This window comes from Ensifer sp. GW821-FHT05G01 (assembly GCF_059419585.1).
Map to the genome: position 1 here is coordinate 324466 of NZ_JBWKSC010000006.1, position 19205 is coordinate 343670.

Consider the following 19205-nt stretch of genomic DNA (forward strand, 5'->3'; position numbering starts at 1 on the left):
CAACGGATCAAAAAGGCTTTATTTCGAGATCGAGCCTGTGGTCAGCGGCACCGGATGCTGCTCGCCCACCAGTTCGGCGGTCACGATGTAGCGCATCGGTCCGGGCTCGATCGCATCGAAGGGGAAGCAGGTGGCAAGCGCCAGTTTGTGGCCGCTGGCGGCAGAATTGATGCCGCTTTGGTCCCAACGCGCGACCCGGCCCTCGCCGGCACGAAACAGAAAGCGCCGCCCGTCCTTGCGGGTCAGCACCAGGAGATCGCCTGGGGATACGTCCTTCAGCCAGCGGAAATGTGTGTCTCGGTGGGCGGCGATAACGGAGGTGCCTTCGTCGCCGGGAAGGGGAGTGTTGGCAAGCCAGGCAGGCCCGAAGGCAAGCGCCTGGCCGCTTGCTCCCTTCAGCACGATCGCCGAACGGTTGATGCGCGGCGCCGTGATTTCGGCGGTGGTTTCGAAATCGGCCCAGGGCCAGGGCTTGCCGTCGGCCTCGCCGTGCAACTGCGCCTCGAAACTCTTCTTCAACAGCACCTGGGAAACTTCGGCCTTGGCCTTCATGTAAAACCCCTTGCCGACCAGCATCAGGCCGGCAAGGGCGATCAGGGCAATGATCGCGACGACGATGGTCTCGATCGCCGAGAGACGGGCGAGGAAGCCCGGGCGTGGCCCGGGCAGGTCGTCGTCAGCGGCCATGGCGTCGAACCCCTGCGATGACGAGGGCGGCGATCTGGCCGCGCCAGAAGACGAAGGTGCTGCCGGCAACAAGCGCAAAGGCGAGCAGCATTAGGCCGATGAGGATCTGCTTGTCTGCCTCGGTCGCCGTCTGCGGCAGGTTCACCTGGTTGTTGGCCTCGGCAATCAGGCCGGCCGCGCGCGCGGTCGGCGCCGCCAGCATGCGGTCGGAGGTCACCATCGCCAGCTTCGTCTGACTTTCGGCCGAAGCCTCACGTTCGTCGACTGCGCCGTTTGGATCAGGTTTCTCACCAAAAACCTTGCCGAAGTCCCAGCCGGCCGGAAGGTTGAGCGGCACATCGGTTGCGGTCAGGTTTTCACCAGAGGGCCGCGACGGCGTGGCATCGACGGCGACGAGGCTGGTGACGCGCGAGACCAGATGGTGGGCAAGGGCCACCGTTTCGATCTGCCTGTCGAGCGATGCGGGGTCGGCGATCGATGACGCACTTGCCTCGAGATCGTCAATCTTGCGGCGGGCCCAGAGCTTGGCGATGCCTTCGCCGGTTGCGGCCTTGGCGATGTCCATCTCGACGCGGAAGGGCTGGTCGCCGGCCTTGCCGACGATGCGGATCGTGCCTTCCGGTGCAGTCCCTGCAAGTTCGGCCGTCAGCACGACCGGTTCGCCGCGATAGAGATCGGGCATCGGGTTGGGCGTGATATCGCCTGTGGCCGCACCTTCGAAGGTCGCGGAGATGTCGGTCATGACGGGGCTTTCGAGCTTGGTGAAAAGCTCGCCCATGCGGGCTGCCACCTGGCTCTCCGAACCGATCAGCGTGAAGGTGCCGCGACCGTACTCGGCGGCCTTGGTCATGAAGTGGCTGTTGGGTGCCGAACCGATGCCGACCGTGAAGACGCGGGCGTCGCCGCGGTTGCTCTGGATTTCCTGGAACAGCTGGCCTTCGTTGCCGATGGCGCCGTCGGTGAGGAACACCACCTGGCGAAGTGCCCCCGGTGCGACCGGTCCCTGCGTGCGCAGGGCCGCTTCCAGCGCCGGCAGCATTTCGGTGCCGCCATCGGCGGTCAGGCCGCGCACGAAGGCGATGGCATTCTCACGCTTGTCTGGCGTCGCTTCGACCAGATCAGGGAAATGCACGGTCATCGTGTCGTCGAAGCGGATGACGTTGAAACGGTCCTCCGGTTTCAGCCGTGAGATCGCCAGTGCCAGGCTTTCCTTTGCCTGTTCCATCGACGGGCCGGCCATCGAGCCGGAATTGTCGATGACGAAGACCACTTCGCGCTTGACCGGCTTGTCGGCCTCGGTCGCTGTGACCGGAGGGGTGACGAAGGACAGCAGATAGGTCTTGCCACCGACGGTCTCGCGGAAGAGGCCGGCATAGGGGCTCTTGCCTTCGACCGCCTTCCAGCTCAGTTCGAAATCCCGGTCGGCCGGAACACTTCCCGCCTTCAGCGTGATCCGGCGGCTCAACTGGTCGATCGTGGCTGTATCGATCTCATGAAAGGCCGAGGTCACCTCGGCGATCGGGAAGCCGGCCTTGAGGTTGACCGTCAGCGTCACCGGGTTGATCTTGGCGTTTTCGCGCGGGTCGAGCACCGGCGGCTCGATCTTCTGGCGATCGGGAACCGGATCGCTGACGGCATAGCCCGAGCGGCTGTCGAGATCGACGGTCTGGACGATCGGCTGCGGGTTGTAGCGCGGCGCCACCACCATCGGGAAACGGAAGCTGAAGGCGTCGTTCGACTGGTGCACGCCGCTCTGGTACTCGATCTGCACCACCACGGTCTCGCCCGGGCCGATATTGGCGACCTGATTGGTGAAGAGGTTCGGGCGCTGCTGTTCGAGTAGCGCTGCCTTCTTGCCCTCTGCCTTGGCCTGTTCGTAAATTTCCTTGGCGGCCTGGCGCGGCTTGATCTGGCCTTCGATGAAACGGTCGCCGATCTGCATCTTCAAGGTGTCGACAGCGGAATCATCGGGAAGCGGGAAAACATAGGTGCCTTCGACCCAGCCCTTGCTCGGGTTTTCGAACCGCTGCGTCACGCGGGTGCGCATGATCGGGCCGTTGACGTCGATCTGAACGTCGGTCGCCAGGCGCGGCGCCTCGACGAAATAGCCCGGCTCCTTCGATGGGAAGAGCAGTGCGCCGGTGCCCATGTCGTTAGGCCTGACATAGCCGGCCATCTGCTGCGGCTGCGGATTAGCCGTCTGGGCGGAGGCCTGGGTCATCAGGCCGAGGAACATCACGATGCAGGCGGCAAGCGCTGCCAGCGCCAGATACATGCCCCAGCGTGCTTCGTTTTGTCGTGTTCGTGATTCAGCGATTTCGTCGTCGAGAAACATTGCATACCCCCGTGATGCCATGCGTTCGGATCATGCGAGGAAAGGCCCGGAAACCGGCTGTTGCGGGACGGAATTGCGGCGGACCGCGACAGTTGTCGTGGCCAAATTATGGCATTGTGAAAATTGCGGAATTCCGCTGATTTTTTTGAATAAATCAGGATCGCGGGCCGTTCCGGATCAATGCCATCCGTGCGAGCTGGAGCGCCCGCAAGAGACGAGGCGTGATCACGGGTGCCGCAGGATATGCATCCCGTTGTGGTTGCCGACGGACGCCAGTCAAGCATCGGGCGGCAATCGCCTTTGCTGATCGCACTCATGAAACTTTGTCATGGTGACGCATTTTGCCCGCATTCGCGCGGTTTTTCAGGCCCTGGCGCTTGCAAGACCGGGCGTCTTTCGACATAGACCTAACCGCTATGGAGCCTGGCTTTTTCGTTCCGTAGCGCTCACCGCGTCTCGAAACGATCAGGACCTTTCATCATGGCCTTCCTTGCCGATGCTCTTTCCCGTGTAAAGCCTTCCGCCACCATTGCCGTTTCGCAGAAAGCCCGCGAGCTGAAAGCGAAGGGACGCGACGTGATCGGCCTTGGGGCAGGGGAGCCGGATTTCGATACGCCTGACAACATCAAGAAGGCGGCGATCGACGCGATCAACCGCGGCGAGACGAAGTACACGCCGGTTTCGGGCATTCCGGAACTGCGCGAGGCGATCGCCAAGAAGTTCAAGCGCGAGAACAACCTCGACTACACCGCTGCCCAGACGATCGTCGGCACAGGCGGAAAGCAGATTCTTTTCAACGCCTTCATGGCGACGCTCAACGCTGGCGATGAAGTCGTCATCCCGGCACCTTACTGGGTTTCCTACCCGGAGATGGTGGCGCTGTGCGGCGGCACGCCGGTGACCGTTGCGACAACGCAGGAAAACAACTTCAAGCTCCAGCCGGCTGATCTCGACAAGGCGATCACGCCGAAGACCAAGTGGTTCATCTTCAATTCGCCGTCGAACCCGTCGGGCGCTGCCTACAGCCATGCCGAACTGAAGGCGCTGACCGACGTGTTGATGAAGCACCCGCATGTCTGGATCCTCACCGACGACATGTACGAGCACCTGACCTATGGCGACTTCAAGTTCGCGACCCCGGTCGAAGTCGAGCCCGGCCTCTATGACCGCACGCTGACGATGAACGGCGTTTCCAAGGCCTATGCCATGACCGGCTGGCGCATCGGCTACGCCGCCGGCCCGCTTCAGCTGATCAAGGCTATGGACATGATCCAGGGCCAGCAGACTTCGGGTGCGACCTCTATCGCGCAGTGGGCCGCCGTCGAGGCGCTCAACGGCACGCAGGACTTCATTCCCGAGAACAAGAGGATCTTCGAAGGTCGTCGCGATCTCGTGGTGTCGATGCTGAACCAGGCCAAGGGCATCGCGTGCCCGACGCCGGAAGGCGCCTTCTACGTCTATCCGTCCTGCGCCGGCCTGATCGGCAAGACCGCGCCTTCGGGCAAGGTGATCGAGACAGACGAAGACTTCGTCTCCGAGCTGCTCGAATCCGAAGGCGTTGCCGTCGTGCACGGCTCGGCTTTTGGCCTCGGCCCGAACTTCCGTATTTCCTACGCGACGTCGGAAACGCAGCTCGAGGAAGCCTGCCGCCGCATCCAGCGTTTCTGCGCAGCCTGCAAGTAAGTTTGAGGCACTGCAATACATAGAAAAAGCCCGCCGGCGACGGCGGGCTTTTTTGTTAGTAAAAGGATTCAAGACACGGGCAAACTGATTCAGGTCGACCGGTTAAGGCGTTGAAATCAGTTTTGAATCGGCACTTGCTTTACGCGCCCGGCACTTCGTCGTCGCCAACGACACCGCCTTCGCTTTCGAGGATGGAAAGGCGGCGGGCCTCGGAGCGGGTAAACTTCAGGCAGACGCCAATGCCACGCTCACCTTCCGGCAGGAACATGGCGCCAGCATTTTCGAGCGCATGGGTTAGCGACTGGACCACCGTGTCGGCGGGCGTCTCCAGCTTGCGCTCGAACTTCAGGATCGTATCTTCGTTGACGCCTGAAAAGCTCGCCAGCATTTCGCGCGAAATCTCGATGAGCGCCCGTGCGGCGCGGCACTGTGAACCTGTAATCATCGTCACCTCCAGTTGCAGGGAGGATGCGCGAAGGGCTGCAGCGGGTCAACTGCAAGCAAGGGCGCCGCGGCGTTTCGACCGCGGGCCCTTGCTGCGCCGTTTGTCCGAGCCGGTCTGTCGGTGATCGGCCAAGCGGACTTTTGCCCGTGCCTTGCTACCGGCTGAGGCCAGCGTCCTCTTTTCCTCTCATCGCCTTGATGATGCCGGAGATCTCGTCGCTGCCGAAGCCGCCTGCAAGACGCTTTTGCGCCAGCCTTTCGATCGGCTCCATGAATGCCGGATCGATACCCTGGCTGCGGCTCGTCGCGACAATGTTGCTGATTGCCGCCGATTGCATCGCGAGGTTCGACATGACGTCGCGGGCATGATCGCCGCTGTCGATCCGCTCGGCATAGTCGGGCAGCGCCGTCATCATCGCGGCGAGCCAGGGCTCTACCAGCGGCAGGAACTGCCTTGCCGTAAAGCCGACGCTACCGGCAAGCGCTGTTGCGTGCAGATAGCCGCCGAAGAGGCCGTACATCGCCGACAGCAGAGCGAGGTCGCTGACCGCGGCGAGGATGGGGTCTTCGCCGAGATAGTGGCTCTGGCCGAAGGCAGCCAGTTGTTCCTGTGCCGTCTCGAAGGCATCGCTGCTGCCGCTATAGAGGATGAAGGCGTCCGGCGTCCCGATCATCGGTGGCGTCGCCATGATGCCGCCATCGAGATAGCGCGCGCCGTGTCCGCCTAGTCGGGTGGCGACCGCCCGGACTTCGTCCGGACGACCATTGGTGAGGTTGATGACGGTCTTGCCGGCAAGCATGGGGGCGACCTCGGCAAGCGTGGCTTCGACGGCGACGTAGTCCGTGAGGCAAAGGACGATCAGATCGCTTGCTGCGATGGCCTCACCGACCGTTTCGGCCCGGTGGGCGCCGCGGGCAACGAGAGCGTCAGCTCGCGCTGCCGTGCGGTTCCAGACGGTCGTCCGGTTGCCGGCGTCGATGAGGGCATTGGCAAGCGCCGTGCCCATCGCGCCGAGGCCGATGATGGAGATGGTCTTCAACATCTTGTTTTCCGTTTCCGCGCGTTTCAGGCCGCAGATGAGAGTTGCTGGCCGAGGCCGCCATCGACGGTCAGTCTTGCTCCGGTGGTGAACGTTGCGTCGAAGGCAAGGAACAGCACCGCGCGAGCCACTTCATCGGCTGTGCCGTTGCGGCCCATCGGCGTGATCGCATCGCCCAATGCCTTGAACTCGGCGCGCTCGGCGTCGGTGATGCCAGACACGCCCTTGGTGGGCGTATCGATGAAGCCGGGGCTGACCGAATTCACCCTTATGCCGCGCGGCAGCAGTTCGGCGGCAAAGACCGAGGCAAACGAGATCAGCGCCGCCTTGCTGCCGCTGTAGACCGCCATGCCCGGATGGCCGCCGACATCGGCGACAGACGAGGTGAAGACGATCGAGCCGCCGTCGCGGATCAGCGGCGTCAGCCGCTGGACGGTAAAGAAGGCGCCCTTGGTGTTGATGGTGAACTGGCGATCATAGGAGGCCTCCGTTACCTGATCGAAGGGCTCGAGCAGTGATGTACCGGCGTTGACGTGCAAAAGGTCGATCGAGCCCAGCTTCTGCCCGACAGTCGCCCCGAGCACGGCGATTGCGCCAAGATCGGAGATATCGGATTTGACCGCATGGACGCGTGAGCCGAAGCGCTCCTGGATCCGGGCGAGGTTGGCCTCGTTGTTGCCGGTCAAAAGCACCTCGGCGCCGCCGTCGACGAGGCGCTCGACCGTCGCCAGGCCCATGCCGTGCGTGCCGCCGATGACGACTGCTTTCTTGTTCTGATAGATACCCATCTTTTCTTCCTTCGATTTTCGGTTTCGATGAGAAAGAGATAGATTCGTGGACGATATTGCGGAAGCTCCGCGAATGTGGATGTATCGTCCACGTTTGTAGACAGCGGAGCCTGCAATGCGCAATCTCAACGACTTCATCGTCTTTGCCCATGTGGTCGACCACAAGGGGTTCGCGCCGGCGGCACGGGCGCTGAATGTGCCGAAATCGACGCTCAGCAAGCGCGTGGCCGAACTGGAAAAGACGCTTGGCGTCCGGCTGATCAACCGCACGTCGCGTCGCTTTACCGTGACGGAGATCGGCGAGGATTTCTATCGCCATGCCGCGGCGATGCTGATCGAGGCGGAAGCCGCCGAAGCCGTCGTCAAGGGGCGGCTTGCCGAGCCGAGCGGCACGGTCAGGATCACCGCTTCGGTGCCGACGGCGCAGATGATGCTGGCGGACCTCCTGCCGCCGCTGGCGCTCGCATACCCCAAGATGCGGGTGATGCTGCACGCGACCGACCGCTTCGTCGATGTCGTGCAGGAGGGGTTCGACATCGCCGTGCGCGATCACTTCGCGCCGTTACCCGATTCCGGCATGGTGCAGCGGCGGGTGGCGACGGATGCGATCCTCTTGGTGGCGTCACCGGCCTATCTGGAAAATCGCGGACACCCGCGCGACCCCAGCGACCTTTCCCGTCACGACGGCCTCCTGGCATCGTTGACCTCGGAGGGATGGACGATGCGCAACGAAGCAGGCGTGGTCGTCCGGGTTCGCCCCATGCCGCGCTTCGTGGCCGACGAATCCGATGTGCTGCTGTCGGCCGCCGTGTCAGGTCTCGGCATCACCGCGCTGCCGCGCAAGATCTGCCGGGCGGAAATCGAGGCGGGCAGGCTGGTGCGCGTGCTTGCGGACTGGGAAGCGGGCAGCGTCACCACGACGCTGTTGATGCCGCATCGGCGCGGTCAGTTGCCGTCGGTACGCGCGGTCGTCGATTTCATTGTCGCGCGTTTGCCCGCCGGATAGGCCCCGATGGATAGGCATTGGCGGCAGCGAAGGCGGATGCTCGAAACGAAAAGGCCCGCGCGTGGCGGGCCTTCAAAGCTTGTCTCGGTCGGTCGCTCAGCGCTCGGCGAGTGCCGGTTCGCCCTTCTTCTCGCGTACCAGGTTCATGAACCGGCGGAAGAGGTAATGGCTGTCCTGCGGGCCTGGCGAGGCTTCCGGGTGGTGCTGCACCGAGAACACCGGCTTGCCGGCGACGCGCAGGCCGCAATTGGTGCCGTCGAACAGCGAAATATGAGTCTCTTCAACGCCTTCCGGCAGCGACTTCGAATCGACCGCGAAGCCGTGGTTCATCGAGACGATCTCGACCTTGCCCGTCGTGTGATCCTTGACCGGGTGGTTGGCGCCATGGTGGCCCTGGTGCATCTTCTCGGTCTTGCCGCCGAGCGCCAGCGCCAGCATCTGGTGGCCGAGGCAGATGCCGAACACCGGAATGTCGCTCTTCAACAGGTCCTGGATGACCGGCACGGCATACTTGCCGGTTGCCGCCGGGTCGCCCGGGCCGTTCGAGAGGAAGATGCCGTCCGGCTTCTGGGCCAGCACTTCTTCGGCGCTCGTCGTTGCCGGCATCACGGTGACGCGGGCATTGAGGCCGGTGAAGAGGCGCAGGATGTTGCGCTTGACGCCGTAGTCGAGTGCGACGACGTGATAGGCGGCCTCGGTCTCGCCGAGCGTGGAATAGCCTTCGTCCCAGACCCAGGGCTTCTCGGTCCACTGCGACGACTGGCCTGACGTGGCGACCTTGGCAAGGTCGAGGCCTTCGAGACCGCTCCAGGCCTTGGCTTCCGCCTTCAGCGTCTCGATGTCGAAGACGCCGGAGGGGTCGTGGGCGATGACGGCGTTGGGCATGCCGTTTTCGCGGATCCAGGCGGTCAATGCCCGGGTGTCGATGCCGCAAAGGCCGATGATGCCGCGAGCCTTCAGCCAGGCATCGAGGTGTTTGACGGAACGGTAATTCGACGGTTCGGTGATGTCGGCCTTGAAGATGACGCCGACCGCGCCGTGGCGTGCTGCCGGCGTCAGGTCTTCGATGTCCTCGTCATTGGCGCCAATGTTGCCGATATGGGGAAAGGTGAAGGTGACGATCTGGCTGAGATAGGAAGGGTCCGTCAGGATTTCCTGGTAGCCGGTCAGTGCGGTGTTGAAGCAGACTTCCGCCTGCACCTTGCCGGTTGCGCCGATGCCCTTGCCTTCGATGACGGTGCCATCGGCAAGAACGAGCAGAGCGGTGGGTTTTTCAGTGGTCCATGCGGGTGTCGCGGTCATCGTTCCTATCCCGTTGTGGCGTGGAGCGCGGGGCTTGAAAGCCCGGCGGCTGATCGCCATTTCATGTGCTCAGGCATGGACGCGCGGAATCCCCGCGAAAAGTGCTCACATGCCGATGTCGTGCAGGTGCGGGAAAATAGCCAAAGCGCAAAGCCCGGTCAACCGGCCGCCGTGAATTGTCCGGAAATAAAATTCCTTATAATTCAAGCGGTTGTGTAATCCGTTTGATTGCACCTGCCACACTGGTTTAAGACGACGACAACATTGACGCATCGAACCGGTTCCGGGCATGAGCACCGCGGGCCGGCTTCGACATGGAGAAAGACATGCGCGACCAGTTCGCTGAGGTACTGAAAGAAGCCCTGAAGGCCAAGGATACGCGGCGCACCTCGACCGTGCGACTGATCCAGGCTGCAATCAAGGATCGTGATATCGCCAACCGCGGTCTCGGCAAGGATCCGGTCGGCGATGAAGAGATCCTGCAGATCCTCGCCAAGATGATCAAGCAGCGCGAGGAATCGGCCCGGATCTACGATCAGGGCGGCCGGCCGGAGCTTGCCGAGCAGGAGCGCCAGGAAATCGTCATCATCAACCAGTTCCTGCCGGCGCAGCTGCCGGAAGACAAGGTTCGCGAACTCTGTGCCTCCGTCATCCAGGAAACCGGTGCGCATGGCCTGCGCGACATGGGCAAGTGCATGAACGCTCTCAAGGAGCGCTATCCCGGCCAGATGGACTTCGCCAAGGCTTCGGGCCTGGTCAAGGACCTGCTGAAGTAATCGACAGCGCCCGCTCACCTGCAGCGGGCGCCGTTGCGGCACTGATCGTGCCGGCAAGCCTTGCATAGGCTTGGTCGATCAGCGCGAATTTCTCCGCCTGATAGTCCCAGTATTCGCGGATGAAGCCCTTGGACAGCCAGACGCTGCCACGCCCGGGCAGGCCATCCCACCCCATGCTGCCAAGTTCCGACGCCTTGCCGAAGATGCGCTTCAGATGCGTCTTCGAGATCATGAAGCGCTCGCTGAGATCGCTCGATGAGACGGCGCCGATATCGGCGCTTGCCGCCTCCGGATCAAACGCCGTGATGCGCGAGAAGAGGTCGTCCATGACGACGCCGCCGGAATTGACCCAGGTGAAGAGATCGAAGGTCGGCCCGGGCCGGCGCACCCGGTCGTTGCCGACGAGGGCGTGGGCGATGGCCGGCTGCAGCCGGGCAAACAGGTCAGGGGTCTGCTCGAGCGCAACCGTCCTTGTGCCGCCGTCGAGCGCGTCCAAAATCGTCAAATGGGCGTGCAGCCATTTCCAGACGTAGTCGAGGGCCGCCTCGGTCGGCTCCAGCGGCCGGGCTCGCTTGTCCGGCCGATCGGCGATATGGCGGGCGAAGCGATAGGCGACCATCTCCTGCGTGAACGAGGCGGCCGTGTTGCGGCTGGCGATCTCGTTTGTGACGATATAGTCGATGAACCGCCCGGAATAGAGACCGCTTGCCGGATCCTGCGGGTTGCGCTCATGGTAGAGGGCAAGGCCCGACTGGGCCATCAGCCAGCGCTGCTGCGAGGCGAAGATCGAAGCCAGCCGCGGGTTTGCGCCATACATCGCGACCATGCCGCGCGCATAGCTGAGCACGGCGTTGAAGAAGCCGGCGCTGGATGCAAGTGCGTCTACGGAGAGGGCCATGATGCGGGATCCGAGGGCAGGAGGCGAATTCATCCTATCGGGCCGGACCGGAGTCAAGGTCGAGACACGGCCTGCGTGTAGAAATAAATTCTCGTTTAACGTGTGTTGATCGCGGCGCACAGCAAGCCGGGTTTACAATTGCCGTTGTCATGGCCTGTGAATTGCGGGCATGGCGATTGTGCCCTGTGGCGTCCGGCGGTCTGCCCGCTTATATGGAGGATCGACCAGAGGTATTCATGCGCTTTTCACAGACCTTTCTTGACGAGATACGCGACCGCGTGCCGATTTCGGACGTGATCGCCAAGCGCGTCAGCTGGGATCGGCGCAAGACCAATGTCTCGCGCGGCGACTACTGGGCCTGCTGCCCGTTCCACGGCGAGAAGTCGCCGAGCTTCCATTGCGAGGACCGCAAGGGCCGCTACCATTGCTTCGGCTGCGGCGTCACCGGCGATCATTTCCGTTTCCTCACCGATCTCGAAGGCCTGAGCTTCCCGGAGGCTGTGCAGCAGATCGCCGACATGGCAGGCGTTGCCATGCCGCAGCCCGACCCGCAGGCCGAGAGGCGCGAGAAAGAGCGCACCAGCCTGCTCGACGTGATGGAGCTCGCGACGCAATTCTTCGAGGATCAGCTGCAGCAGGCCAATGGCGCCAAGGCGCGCGCCTATCTGCGCGAGCGCGGGCTGACGGGCCGCACGATCGAGACCTTCCGGCTGGGTTTTGCACCCGACAGCCGCAATGCGCTGAAGGAATTTCTGGCTGGCAAGGGCATCGGCAAGGAGCAGATCGAAGCCTGTGGCCTGGTGGTGCATGGCCCCGACGTGCCTGTTTCCTACGACCGTTTCCGCGACCGCATCATGTTTCCGATCCTGTCGTCGCGCGAAAAGGTCATCGCGTTCGGCGGCCGCGCCATGTCGCCCGATGCGCCGGCGAAATATCTCAATTCCAACGAGACCGAGCTCTTCCACAAGGGCAACGTGCTTTACAACTTTGCCCGGGCGCGACGGGCGATGTCCGGAGCCAGCCGCCCCGGCGACGCCGGGCACAACGAAAATGGTGCCGCGACGATCATCGCGGTCGAAGGCTACATGGACGTGATCGCGCTGCACCAGGCGGGCGTCGAGAATGCCGTCGCACCGCTCGGAACTGCGCTCACCGAAAACCAGCTCGATCTGCTCTGGAAGATGACATCGCAGCCCGTGCTCTGCTTCGATGGCGACGGGGCCGGCATTCGCGCCGCCAACCGCGGCGTCGATCTGGCGCTGCCGCATCTGAAGCCCGGACGCTCCGTGCGGTTTGCCATGCTGCCCGACGGCAAGGACCCGGATGACCTCGTGCGTCAGGAGGGGCGGGCGCCGTTCGATCAGGTGCTGGCCAATGCCCGTTCGCTTGCCGAGATGGTCTGGCAGCGGGAAATCCAGGGCGGTTCGTTCGACACGCCGGAAAAACGCGCCGAGCTCGAAGCGAAGCTGAAGCAGGTCACCGCCGTCATCGCCGACGAGAGCGTGCGGCGTCACTATGGCCAGGACATGCGCGACCGGCTGCACGCCTTCCTGCAGGCGGCAAGCCCCGGTCGCGGCGGCGAGCGGCGGCAGTTCGAGCGCGGCGGCCGACAGGGTGGCGGCCAGCGCGGCGGGCAGGACGGGCGCCGGCAGCAGAACACGTCAGGCCCAACGGCAATTTCGGACAGGCTGGCGCGCTCGTCGCTGGTCAGCGGCCAGCAGGCCGTGCCGTCGCTGCGCGAAAGCGTGCTGGCGCTGACCATCGTCAATCACCCGCAGCTGCTGTTCGACGAATACGACGAGATCTCGACCATCGAGTTCGATCACCGCGATCTGCAGCGCTGCTGGGCGGCGGTGCTGAATGCCGCTGCCGCCAACGGCCCGCGCCTGACGCGCGAGGGGTTGGTGGAGCAGCTCGACGCCGAAGGCTTTGCCCATCTGATCGCGGCGATCGACCAGCAGATCCGCTATGCCCGGCTTTGGACTGCGACCGCCGCTGCCGCACCAGAAGATGCGCGCGAAGGCTATTTGCAGGCGCTGGCGCTGCACCAGCGCTCCAAGGCGCTGCATTGGCAAAAGCGCGAACTGGAGCGGGAGTTGGCGCACGCAACGGAGGAGGGAGACCTTGACGCCGTGCCTCAACTGCTGCGCACTCTGCAGGAGGTTCAGTTCGAGGTGACCCGGCTTGAGAATCAGGAAGCGATCATCGAAGGTTTTGGCGTGCTTTCGGGCCGGGTGAAGGGGCCGGCGGCCCGGTAATATCGGCGCAGGTCGGTATAACCGCCGAAAAGCCGTTCAGCGAGGTCGAGATCCGGTCCGATCCTGATCCGGGCAGGATCCCGATTATTCGCGCCAGTGTTCGGCCACCCATCGCGCCGGGTGGATGTAGTGGCGCAGGTGGCTGATCGGGCTCTTTTCGCGGTAATCGCCGGTAAACAGCCGGCGAATGTGCCCAAGCGGCGTGTCCACGTGGCCGCGTTCGCCATATTGCCCGTCGATCGCATGTTGCGGCAGCAGGTTGCGAGGGAAGAGCACGACGCGCGCATCGGCCGGCAGGCGCGGTTCCAGGAAGTAATTCAGAGGAAAGACGTGGCGACAGTCCCGTCGAAAATGCAGCACCCAGCGTCTGGGATAGAGCTTCACGCCACCCGGCGCATTGCGTGTCACGAAGCGCTGCTCGAAACGATATTCGTCCGCGATAGCCTGTGGGTTGGCCCTGAACTTTTCCTGAAGCGGCACGAGCTTGCCCACAGGGAAGCGGAAAACCGAGGTTTGACCGAGGCGCTCGAAAGGCGTCGTCTGGTTTCTCGCCAGGACAACATCGTCAGGCCCCTCCATCTCGAAGAAACAGTCGAGCGATCCGACAATGACGATGTCGAGATCGAGAAAAAGGACCGGTCCCTTGAGATTGCCGAGATTAGGTCCCCACAGTCGCGATTTCTGCCAGATGCCCGGCGTCTTAGTGGGCATGTTCGCAATGTCGAGCGGCGGCAGGTCCTCGCAGAGAATTTCGCCGCGCAGTCCGTCGCGATTGTCGGTAAAACAGGTGAAGGTGAAGGGTGGGGTGATGTTGCGCGCCACCATGGCATAGAGCCGGTTTATAAACGGAACGCCGTATTTCGTACCCCAGTTGATGCAGATCACTTGCTTGACGCCGCCGCTTGCCGCCAGAATGTTCGCCATGATGCCCTTCCGATTATATCGGTTCCCTAAAGTACCGATGCATCAATAAGGCCGCCCTGTCAAAAGCGCCAATCCCCGACTGAAAACGCCTACCGATCCTCCCGGATATCCACCCTGTGTCTTCAAATAGGCTGACGCCTATGGCATTGCCATCGCATCTGGCGATGATGGCAGTGTGTGATTCCCCGAAGGAGATGCAATGGAGTTCGTCGAACGTGCGCAGCACGACAGAAGTGCTGCCAGCCAACTCTTCGACGATGCCGGCCGAGCGCCGCTCGATGTGCTCAAGCGCGTCTACGGCTATTCGGCCTTTCGCGGCCGGCAGCAGGAAGTGGTCGAGCATGTGGCCGGCGGTGGCGATGCCGTCGTTCTGTTTCCGACCGGCGCCGGTAAATCGCTCTGCTTCCAGATTCCTGCTCTCTGCCGTTCCGGCCTTGGTATCGTCGTTTCGCCGCTGATCGCGCTCATGCGCGATCAGGTGGAGGCGTTGAAGCAGCTTGGCGTCAATGCGGCCGCGCTCAATTCGTCGCTGACACGCGAAGAGGCGGTCGCGGTGCGCCGGCAGATTGCCGACGGCACGCTTGAGCTGCTTTACGTCACGCCCGAGCGCATTGTGACCGACGGCTTCGCCGACCTCATCGGCAATGCTCGCATTGCGCTTTTCGCCATCGACGAGGCGCATTGTTTTCCCGTATTCACGGTTTCGGGTATAAAACAGAAGGTATCAATAACTCATTGACTCTGCAACCCTTCGGGATATGAAGCCGATTTTGTTGGAGGGGTCTTCATCTCCAAAGCATCCGCCGTCTAGGCGGATTCCTTATTCCGTATACGTGCCGCACGGACAGCGACCGGAGAGTCTGGCAGTCCGTCAGGCTCGTATACAAAAGAATCCGGGCTTCAGCCCGTCTGCTTCATCTCGCTCAGCGAGATGTCTGGCTTCAGCTTTCAGTGTGGCCATGCAAACATCAATGCGATGATGGCCGCCATGGCGAGGCCCGTGAGGATGTCAGAAGCCATCCACGCAATAAATGACATGGTGACCTGTCAGCCGAAGAAGTTATTGGTCCATTCGCCGAACGGAGGATCTATCGGGTACAACCGGTACAAGAAACTTGCAAGCGTCGGCAAAGTGCTATAGGTATATTACATGGCAATGCCACGGGGTTAGGCTATACGCCGACCGCCATAAGGGACCTTCGGGTCCCTTATGTGTTTTTGGGTGATATCCACTCCTGATACGATCCATCATAGCAAGAATATTTGACGGCTATAGTCGGATCGTCGCTTTTGCAGTCAATGATCTGTTCTGACGCCAAAAGCCTTTCATAGGCTCTGTCTGGTCGTTTTGTTGGCTGATTGCACAAGGGATGGAGTACCAGGTCGGCCAATTGCAGCATCGGATTGTTTTTTCCATCAGGCCAGATGGTCATGAGCGTTTCTGCAAGCTCACTTTGCTGGAGGGGCGCATGGACTGCAGATGTCTGGGAATCAAATTCAGTCCCGGTTGCGAGCAGCCCTTTGAAATAGCTCTCGATCAGTCGATCCTCTGCCTTTCCGGTGCGCTCATACACCACCGACATCCGGCGACCCATTGTTCTGGCATATTTTGCTGCCCGCTCGACCGAAATGTCGAATGCCGTACGGGACATTTGCCATCTGGAGGCTACCGGGTGCTTCTCGAAATACCGGTCACGATAACCAAGCCTGCAAATAATGCAGCCATGAGCAGTGATTCGCGGGTCCGAAATGAGATCGTCCAGTTCCGAGAAAAACCGGTCCCGGGCGGCGTCATCGGTTTTCAGAAAACCAAATTTCCCCTTGCCGCCCCTTATCTTGCTTCCATGCAACTCCGGGACTTCCCATCTTCCGCAGAACGCTAACACTGCTTCCGACAGTTCTCCCACGCTTTCAGAAGGAACAATGATACCGCCCAGGCCGAAACTGAATTCAGTTAGCGGAAGAGGCTGCTCGACACCTGGCTTGCACATCGTCCGCGTGCCGAAGTCGTCCATAAAAAAGATTAGGTGTTCCACTTATCGTCCCAAGGCTAGTTCGTCCAACCAGTTGTCCGACAGTGTACACGTCAGCTATTTCCGCAACCTTACGAGGTCGCTTGCGGCTTCTTAGGATCGGCTAAGGGGCGCAATCTGCGAACGGTGGACATGGTATCAATGTCGCCGAACTTCACGTCGAAGGAGTGGATGAAACTATCCGTGCGCGGAGGCTTCGTTGACTCCAGATCTATTCAGCAGAAGGGAATAACGCCTCCAATTCGACGAATTTCGACCATTCTACGCAGCCGTCTGGCAATTTTGCATCGTGATCGATCAGCGCCTTGAACGGCTCGGTCACAACTTTATTTCGCTCAGCATCACCTTGAAGGGCGCGCACTGCCGAGTACGGCTTTTCACCGGTAAGAGCTGTGTCGAAGAAGGCAGCCTCGAAATGTATCTTTGAAGCGACGAGCCGGACCCTTTTGGCTGCAAGCTGCTTTTCAACCGCCGCCAGGATATTCCCGTTCGTCGTCCAAGCCGGATTGACGATTTCCTTTTCTTCGCCGGTCTTTTTGTTCCTGCTGGTCGTTTTCGGCGTGTCTGTATCGTGGAGGATTGAGTATGAAGCGCCGAACTGGTTCAAGATTTTTGCCAGGGACGCGATGGTTGCCTTACCTCGGGCGCGAATAACGTGGATGTCTGAGAACGATTTGTCCTCGTCCATAAGCAAACGGAAAGCGGAATACTCGGTGTCTCCTTCAACCAGGATCACCCGACCGCCGAAGAAGAATTCGCCAACGTAGGGATCATAGAGGTTCAGAAGCTTGAGGTTGGCTTTGTCATCGGCACTGAGCTGGGCTGCCTCCGGCCGGTAGAGAGTCGTCCCTACGATTTCGCCTTTGGCTTGCCGTTCGACCCGAACAACAGACGTGTTGTCGCGCGACAGATCGATGAAAACAGGGGTGTGGGTTGTCACCATCACTTGCCACCCTTCCTTCGACGCTAGATCATAAAGGACCTTACAGGCGTCTCTGATTTCATTCGGATGGAGGCACAGTTCGGGCTCGTCGATAAGGAGGACGTTTGCTTTCTTCTGATCCGTGGCGCTGTCTTTTAGAAGCTTCAGCGTTGCCCAGAGCATCGTCCGTCGCGCTCCACTGCCCTGAGACTCCAGATCAGACATATGTCCGTCCTTATGCCCCATTGTCAGCTTGCCGCCATCCGGGAAAAGTTTGAGTGCTGCGTCGGAGGCTTCAGCTGACTGAATGTATTGGACAACGTGATCGAGGAAAATTGTCGAGACGATGTCGTTAAGCGTCTTCTCCGCCTCTTCAATTTTTTCCTTGTTGTGGTCCAGGGCGAGCTTTTGGAAGTCGTTTATGTCACTGAGGATTTTGTCGTATAATTTGATCCCGCTTTGTTCGAGCAGTTTGGCTGAATCAAGGATGGCTTTGCTCAACAAATCATGGATTTGCTTCGCCTGCGCTTCAGGCGGATCGAACGCGCGAACAGGGTGGACTGCTGGGCGGCGGGCATTGGCAACATTGGCCCAGCCCCATGGCTTTTTGCTGTCCCAGTCCTGAGCTTCAACGTTCCAACCGTACCGGGTGCCTTTCCCGATGGTGGTCCAAACCCATTTCTCCTTGACGTATTTTCGTGCTTCTGCGCCTGCCGGTCTTCCTTCGATGTCGCCAAGCCACTGCTTGCCTGGGTCACCGACGATAACCTCTGTTACGAGTTCAATCTCAACTGGCTCGTCCGGGTTGATCTCGCCATTGGGAAAATCCTCAATCTTGAGCTTGCCAGCGTTTGAGCCCTCGCTCATGGCTATCTCATAGGCCCGTAGAATCGAGCTTTTCCCGGAGTTGTTCGGGCCGACGAGGACAACGATATCGTCCAGGTCAACCTTGACGGGGGTGTTGCCAATGCATCGGAAGTTTCGGACGGACAACGAGCGAAGTTTTCCACGTTCAAGATCGACGCCTCAGCCATGACGTCCCAAAATGTTAGTGATTCCCGCTCCTATCATAGCTACTTTACGGTGCGCGGAGAGTCGAAATACAATCTGCGTGCCGGTTTCCATACTCATTTGTCGGTTTCCATTTGACGCCCGAAAAGAAGCACGCTCCGCCTGCAGTCCATCACTACATCCCGATATTCTATTCAAAGAGATGGGCGTCGGGCAGTCCGGCAATGCTGACTCGTTACGCTTTGTGGCGGCCAGGGATTGTCGCGGTTGACCGAAAGGCTCCAAAGGGGGTTGGGTGGGAACCCAATGGATATTCGTTCGACGGCTTCACCGGGGATGACGCAGAGGTCGTTGAAACCGATCTGATGAAGCCGAAGGACGGCGCAGCCAGTGGGGTCCTCGGCAGGTTAGAGAAACACGGGGCCTCTGGCAGTTGGAACAATGATGACCGTTATGCGTGGACATGGTTCATTGTGTCTCTCCTCGTTCGGGGACCGGAGGACGTTCAATCAGCAAAGCGGAATATCAGTGTGGAATGGGCAAATCCCGATCAGCGAATGGAGGCTCGATACCAGAAGCTTCTGACTGAATTTCCTACAATGCGAGATAGCGCCCATCCGACGTTGAAAGAATACATCGCATCCATGGGCGAGGACTACGGGAAGCGCTTGGGTGTCAAAATCATGGCTCATGTGACCGAACAAAAGGAAATCTCTTTTGCGATTGCCAACATGCAGTGGGAAGTTCGTCGCATTTCCGGTATCCGCTCCCTTCTGACTTCCGACCGCCCTGTACGACGTGACTATCCATTTAAATCGAAGAATACGTTAGTTACGATCCCTATCGGACCAAAGGCTGTATTCTTGGCAGCCCATTCTCAGCAGGTAATTGAGAGGGCGTTTCGCGGAGGAGATTCGGAGTTTGTGCGTCGGAACAATCTTCACGTCGTGCGCCAAGCAAGACAGTTTGTCTTTGCCAGCGACGCCGGGAATCGAGAGTGGGTTACGAAGAATATCGCGAAGGAACCTCAGCCTGGATTTTTTGATTTTATACGCGGCACGGGTGCAAAGCCTAGGGCGTGATCAATCCGCTGAATTC

15 protein-coding genes and 1 pseudogene are annotated in these 19205 nt (G+C 60.8%); 6 read left to right on the forward strand and 10 right to left on the reverse strand.

Features of this window, described 5'->3' with window-relative positions:
• Positions 1 to 18: 18 nt before the first annotated feature.
• Both AC07UR_RS17400 and AC07UR_RS17405 read right to left on the reverse strand, forming a co-directional pair.
• Positions 19 to 687 carry a class GN sortase gene (locus AC07UR_RS17400; protein ID WP_209790950.1) on the reverse strand — a complete coding sequence of 223 codons (669 nt, stop codon included), beginning with the start codon at positions 685 to 687 and terminating at the stop codon, positions 19 to 21.
• Positions 677 to 3022, reverse strand: a complete 2346-nt coding sequence (locus tag AC07UR_RS17405; protein ID WP_209790949.1) for a marine proteobacterial sortase target protein — start codon at positions 3020 to 3022, stop codon at positions 677 to 679. The genes AC07UR_RS17400 and AC07UR_RS17405 overlap by 11 nt, the downstream gene beginning before the upstream one ends.
• A 480-nt stretch (positions 3023 to 3502) precedes the next feature.
• Here AC07UR_RS17405 and AC07UR_RS17410 point away from each other — a divergent pair, with 480 nt between their 5' ends.
• Positions 3503 to 4705: a pyridoxal phosphate-dependent aminotransferase gene (locus AC07UR_RS17410; protein ID WP_173420777.1), complete on the forward strand. Its 1203-nt coding sequence runs from the start codon at positions 3503 to 3505 to the stop codon at positions 4703 to 4705.
• Positions 4706 to 4844: 139 nt separating this feature from the next.
• Here AC07UR_RS17410 and AC07UR_RS17415 read toward each other — a convergent pair whose 3' ends face one another.
• From AC07UR_RS17415 to AC07UR_RS17425, 3 genes are all read right to left on the reverse strand, one after another.
• Positions 4845 to 5150: a helix-turn-helix domain-containing protein gene (locus tag AC07UR_RS17415; protein WP_173420776.1), complete on the reverse strand. Its 306-nt coding sequence runs from the start codon at positions 5148 to 5150 to the stop codon at positions 4845 to 4847.
• Between the two features lie 154 nt (positions 5151 to 5304).
• Positions 5305 to 6192, reverse strand: a complete 888-nt coding sequence (locus AC07UR_RS17420) for an NAD(P)-dependent oxidoreductase (RefSeq protein ID WP_327795859.1) — start codon at positions 6190 to 6192, stop codon at positions 5305 to 5307.
• A 23-nt stretch (positions 6193 to 6215) separates the two neighbouring features.
• Positions 6216 to 6977, reverse strand: a complete 762-nt coding sequence (locus AC07UR_RS17425; protein WP_209790948.1) for an SDR family oxidoreductase — start codon at positions 6975 to 6977, stop codon at positions 6216 to 6218.
• A 115-nt stretch (positions 6978 to 7092) separates the two neighbouring features.
• On the opposite strand from AC07UR_RS17425, the gene AC07UR_RS17430 reads away from it, so the two are divergent.
• A complete protein-coding gene (locus AC07UR_RS17430; protein ID WP_209790947.1) occupies positions 7093 to 7983 on the forward strand; it encodes a LysR substrate-binding domain-containing protein in 891 nt (296 codons plus the stop codon).
• Positions 7984 to 8079: 96 nt separating this feature from the next.
• On the opposite strand, the gene carA is transcribed toward AC07UR_RS17430, so the two are convergent.
• The gene (gene carA, locus AC07UR_RS17435; RefSeq protein WP_173420772.1) at positions 8080 to 9285 is read right to left on the reverse strand and encodes a glutamine-hydrolyzing carbamoyl-phosphate synthase small subunit; all 1206 of its coding nucleotides are present in this window, start codon (positions 9283 to 9285) and stop codon (positions 8080 to 8082) included.
• Between the two features lie 326 nt (positions 9286 to 9611).
• On the opposite strand from carA, the gene AC07UR_RS17440 reads away from it, so the two are divergent.
• Positions 9612 to 10061 carry a GatB/YqeY domain-containing protein gene (locus AC07UR_RS17440; protein ID WP_173420771.1) on the forward strand — a complete coding sequence of 150 codons (450 nt, stop codon included), beginning with the start codon at positions 9612 to 9614 and terminating at the stop codon, positions 10059 to 10061.
• Here AC07UR_RS17440 and AC07UR_RS17445 read toward each other — a convergent pair.
• Positions 10042 to 10959, reverse strand: a complete 918-nt coding sequence (locus AC07UR_RS17445; RefSeq protein ID WP_209790946.1) for a hypothetical protein — start codon at positions 10957 to 10959, stop codon at positions 10042 to 10044. The two genes, AC07UR_RS17440 and AC07UR_RS17445, sit on opposite strands and share 20 nt — an antisense overlap.
• A 236-nt stretch (positions 10960 to 11195) precedes the next feature.
• On the opposite strand from AC07UR_RS17445, the gene dnaG reads away from it, so the two are divergent.
• Entirely contained in the window at positions 11196 to 13217 is a 2022-nt protein-coding gene (gene dnaG / locus AC07UR_RS17450; RefSeq protein WP_209790945.1) for a DNA primase, read from the forward strand.
• Positions 13218 to 13301: 84 nt separating this feature from the next.
• Here dnaG and AC07UR_RS17455 read toward each other — a convergent pair whose 3' ends face one another.
• Entirely contained in the window at positions 13302 to 14141 is an 840-nt protein-coding gene (locus AC07UR_RS17455) for a glycosyl transferase (RefSeq protein WP_234941897.1), read from the reverse strand.
• A 199-nt stretch (positions 14142 to 14340) separates the two neighbouring features.
• Between AC07UR_RS17455 and AC07UR_RS17460 the strand changes: the two are divergent.
• Positions 14341 to 14826 (forward strand): annotated as a pseudogene (locus AC07UR_RS17460) (DEAD/DEAH box helicase); the annotation flags it as partial.
• A gap of 523 nt (positions 14827 to 15349) precedes the next feature.
• On the opposite strand, the gene AC07UR_RS17465 reads toward AC07UR_RS17460, so the two are convergent.
• Together AC07UR_RS17465 and AC07UR_RS17470 are read right to left on the reverse strand one after the other, a co-directional pair.
• The gene (locus tag AC07UR_RS17465) at positions 15350 to 16177 is read right to left on the reverse strand and encodes a DUF3800 domain-containing protein (RefSeq protein WP_327795858.1); all 828 of its coding nucleotides are present in this window, start codon (positions 16175 to 16177) and stop codon (positions 15350 to 15352) included.
• 208 nt (positions 16178 to 16385) lie between these two features.
• Positions 16386 to 18089, reverse strand: a complete 1704-nt coding sequence (locus tag AC07UR_RS17470; protein WP_209790943.1) for an ATP-dependent nuclease — start codon at positions 18087 to 18089, stop codon at positions 16386 to 16388.
• Positions 18090 to 18241: 152 nt separating this feature from the next.
• Here AC07UR_RS17470 and AC07UR_RS17475 point away from each other — a divergent pair, with 152 nt between their 5' ends.
• On the forward strand, positions 18242 to 19189 hold the full coding sequence (locus tag AC07UR_RS17475) for a DUF4238 domain-containing protein (protein ID WP_209790942.1): 948 nt from the start codon (positions 18242 to 18244) through the stop codon (positions 19187 to 19189).
• The last annotated feature ends 16 nt before the right edge of the window (positions 19190 to 19205 follow it).

Excerpts from the sequence above, each read along its gene's own strand:
- AC07UR_RS17410 (WP_173420777.1), top strand. The coding sequence starts at position 3,503 with ATGGCCTTCCTTGCCGATGCTCTTTCCCGTGTAAAGCCTTCCGCCACC.
- AC07UR_RS17415 (WP_173420776.1), bottom strand. The coding sequence starts at position 5,150 with ATGATTACAGGTTCACAGTGCCGCGCCGCACGGGCGCTCATCGAGATT.
- AC07UR_RS17445 (WP_209790946.1), bottom strand. The coding sequence starts at position 10,959 with ATGGCCCTCTCCGTAGACGCACTTGCATCCAGCGCCGGCTTCTTCAAC.
- AC07UR_RS17440 (WP_173420771.1), top strand. The coding sequence starts at position 9,612 with ATGCGCGACCAGTTCGCTGAGGTACTGAAAGAAGCCCTGAAGGCCAAG.
- dnaG (WP_209790945.1), top strand. The coding sequence starts at position 11,196 with ATGCGCTTTTCACAGACCTTTCTTGACGAGATACGCGACCGCGTGCCG.
- AC07UR_RS17455 (WP_234941897.1), bottom strand. The coding sequence starts at position 14,141 with ATGGCGAACATTCTGGCGGCAAGCGGCGGCGTCAAGCAAGTGATCTGC.
- AC07UR_RS17430 (WP_209790947.1), top strand. The coding sequence starts at position 7,093 with ATGCGCAATCTCAACGACTTCATCGTCTTTGCCCATGTGGTCGACCAC.
- AC07UR_RS17420 (WP_327795859.1), bottom strand. The coding sequence starts at position 6,192 with ATGTTGAAGACCATCTCCATCATCGGCCTCGGCGCGATGGGCACGGCG.
- AC07UR_RS17405 (WP_209790949.1), bottom strand. The coding sequence starts at position 3,022 with ATGTTTCTCGACGACGAAATCGCTGAATCACGAACACGACAAAACGAA.
- carA (WP_173420772.1), bottom strand. The coding sequence starts at position 9,285 with ATGACCGCGACACCCGCATGGACCACTGAAAAACCCACCGCTCTGCTC.
- AC07UR_RS17400 (WP_209790950.1), bottom strand. The coding sequence starts at position 687 with ATGGCCGCTGACGACGACCTGCCCGGGCCACGCCCGGGCTTCCTCGCC.
- AC07UR_RS17425 (WP_209790948.1), bottom strand. The coding sequence starts at position 6,977 with ATGGGTATCTATCAGAACAAGAAAGCAGTCGTCATCGGCGGCACGCAC.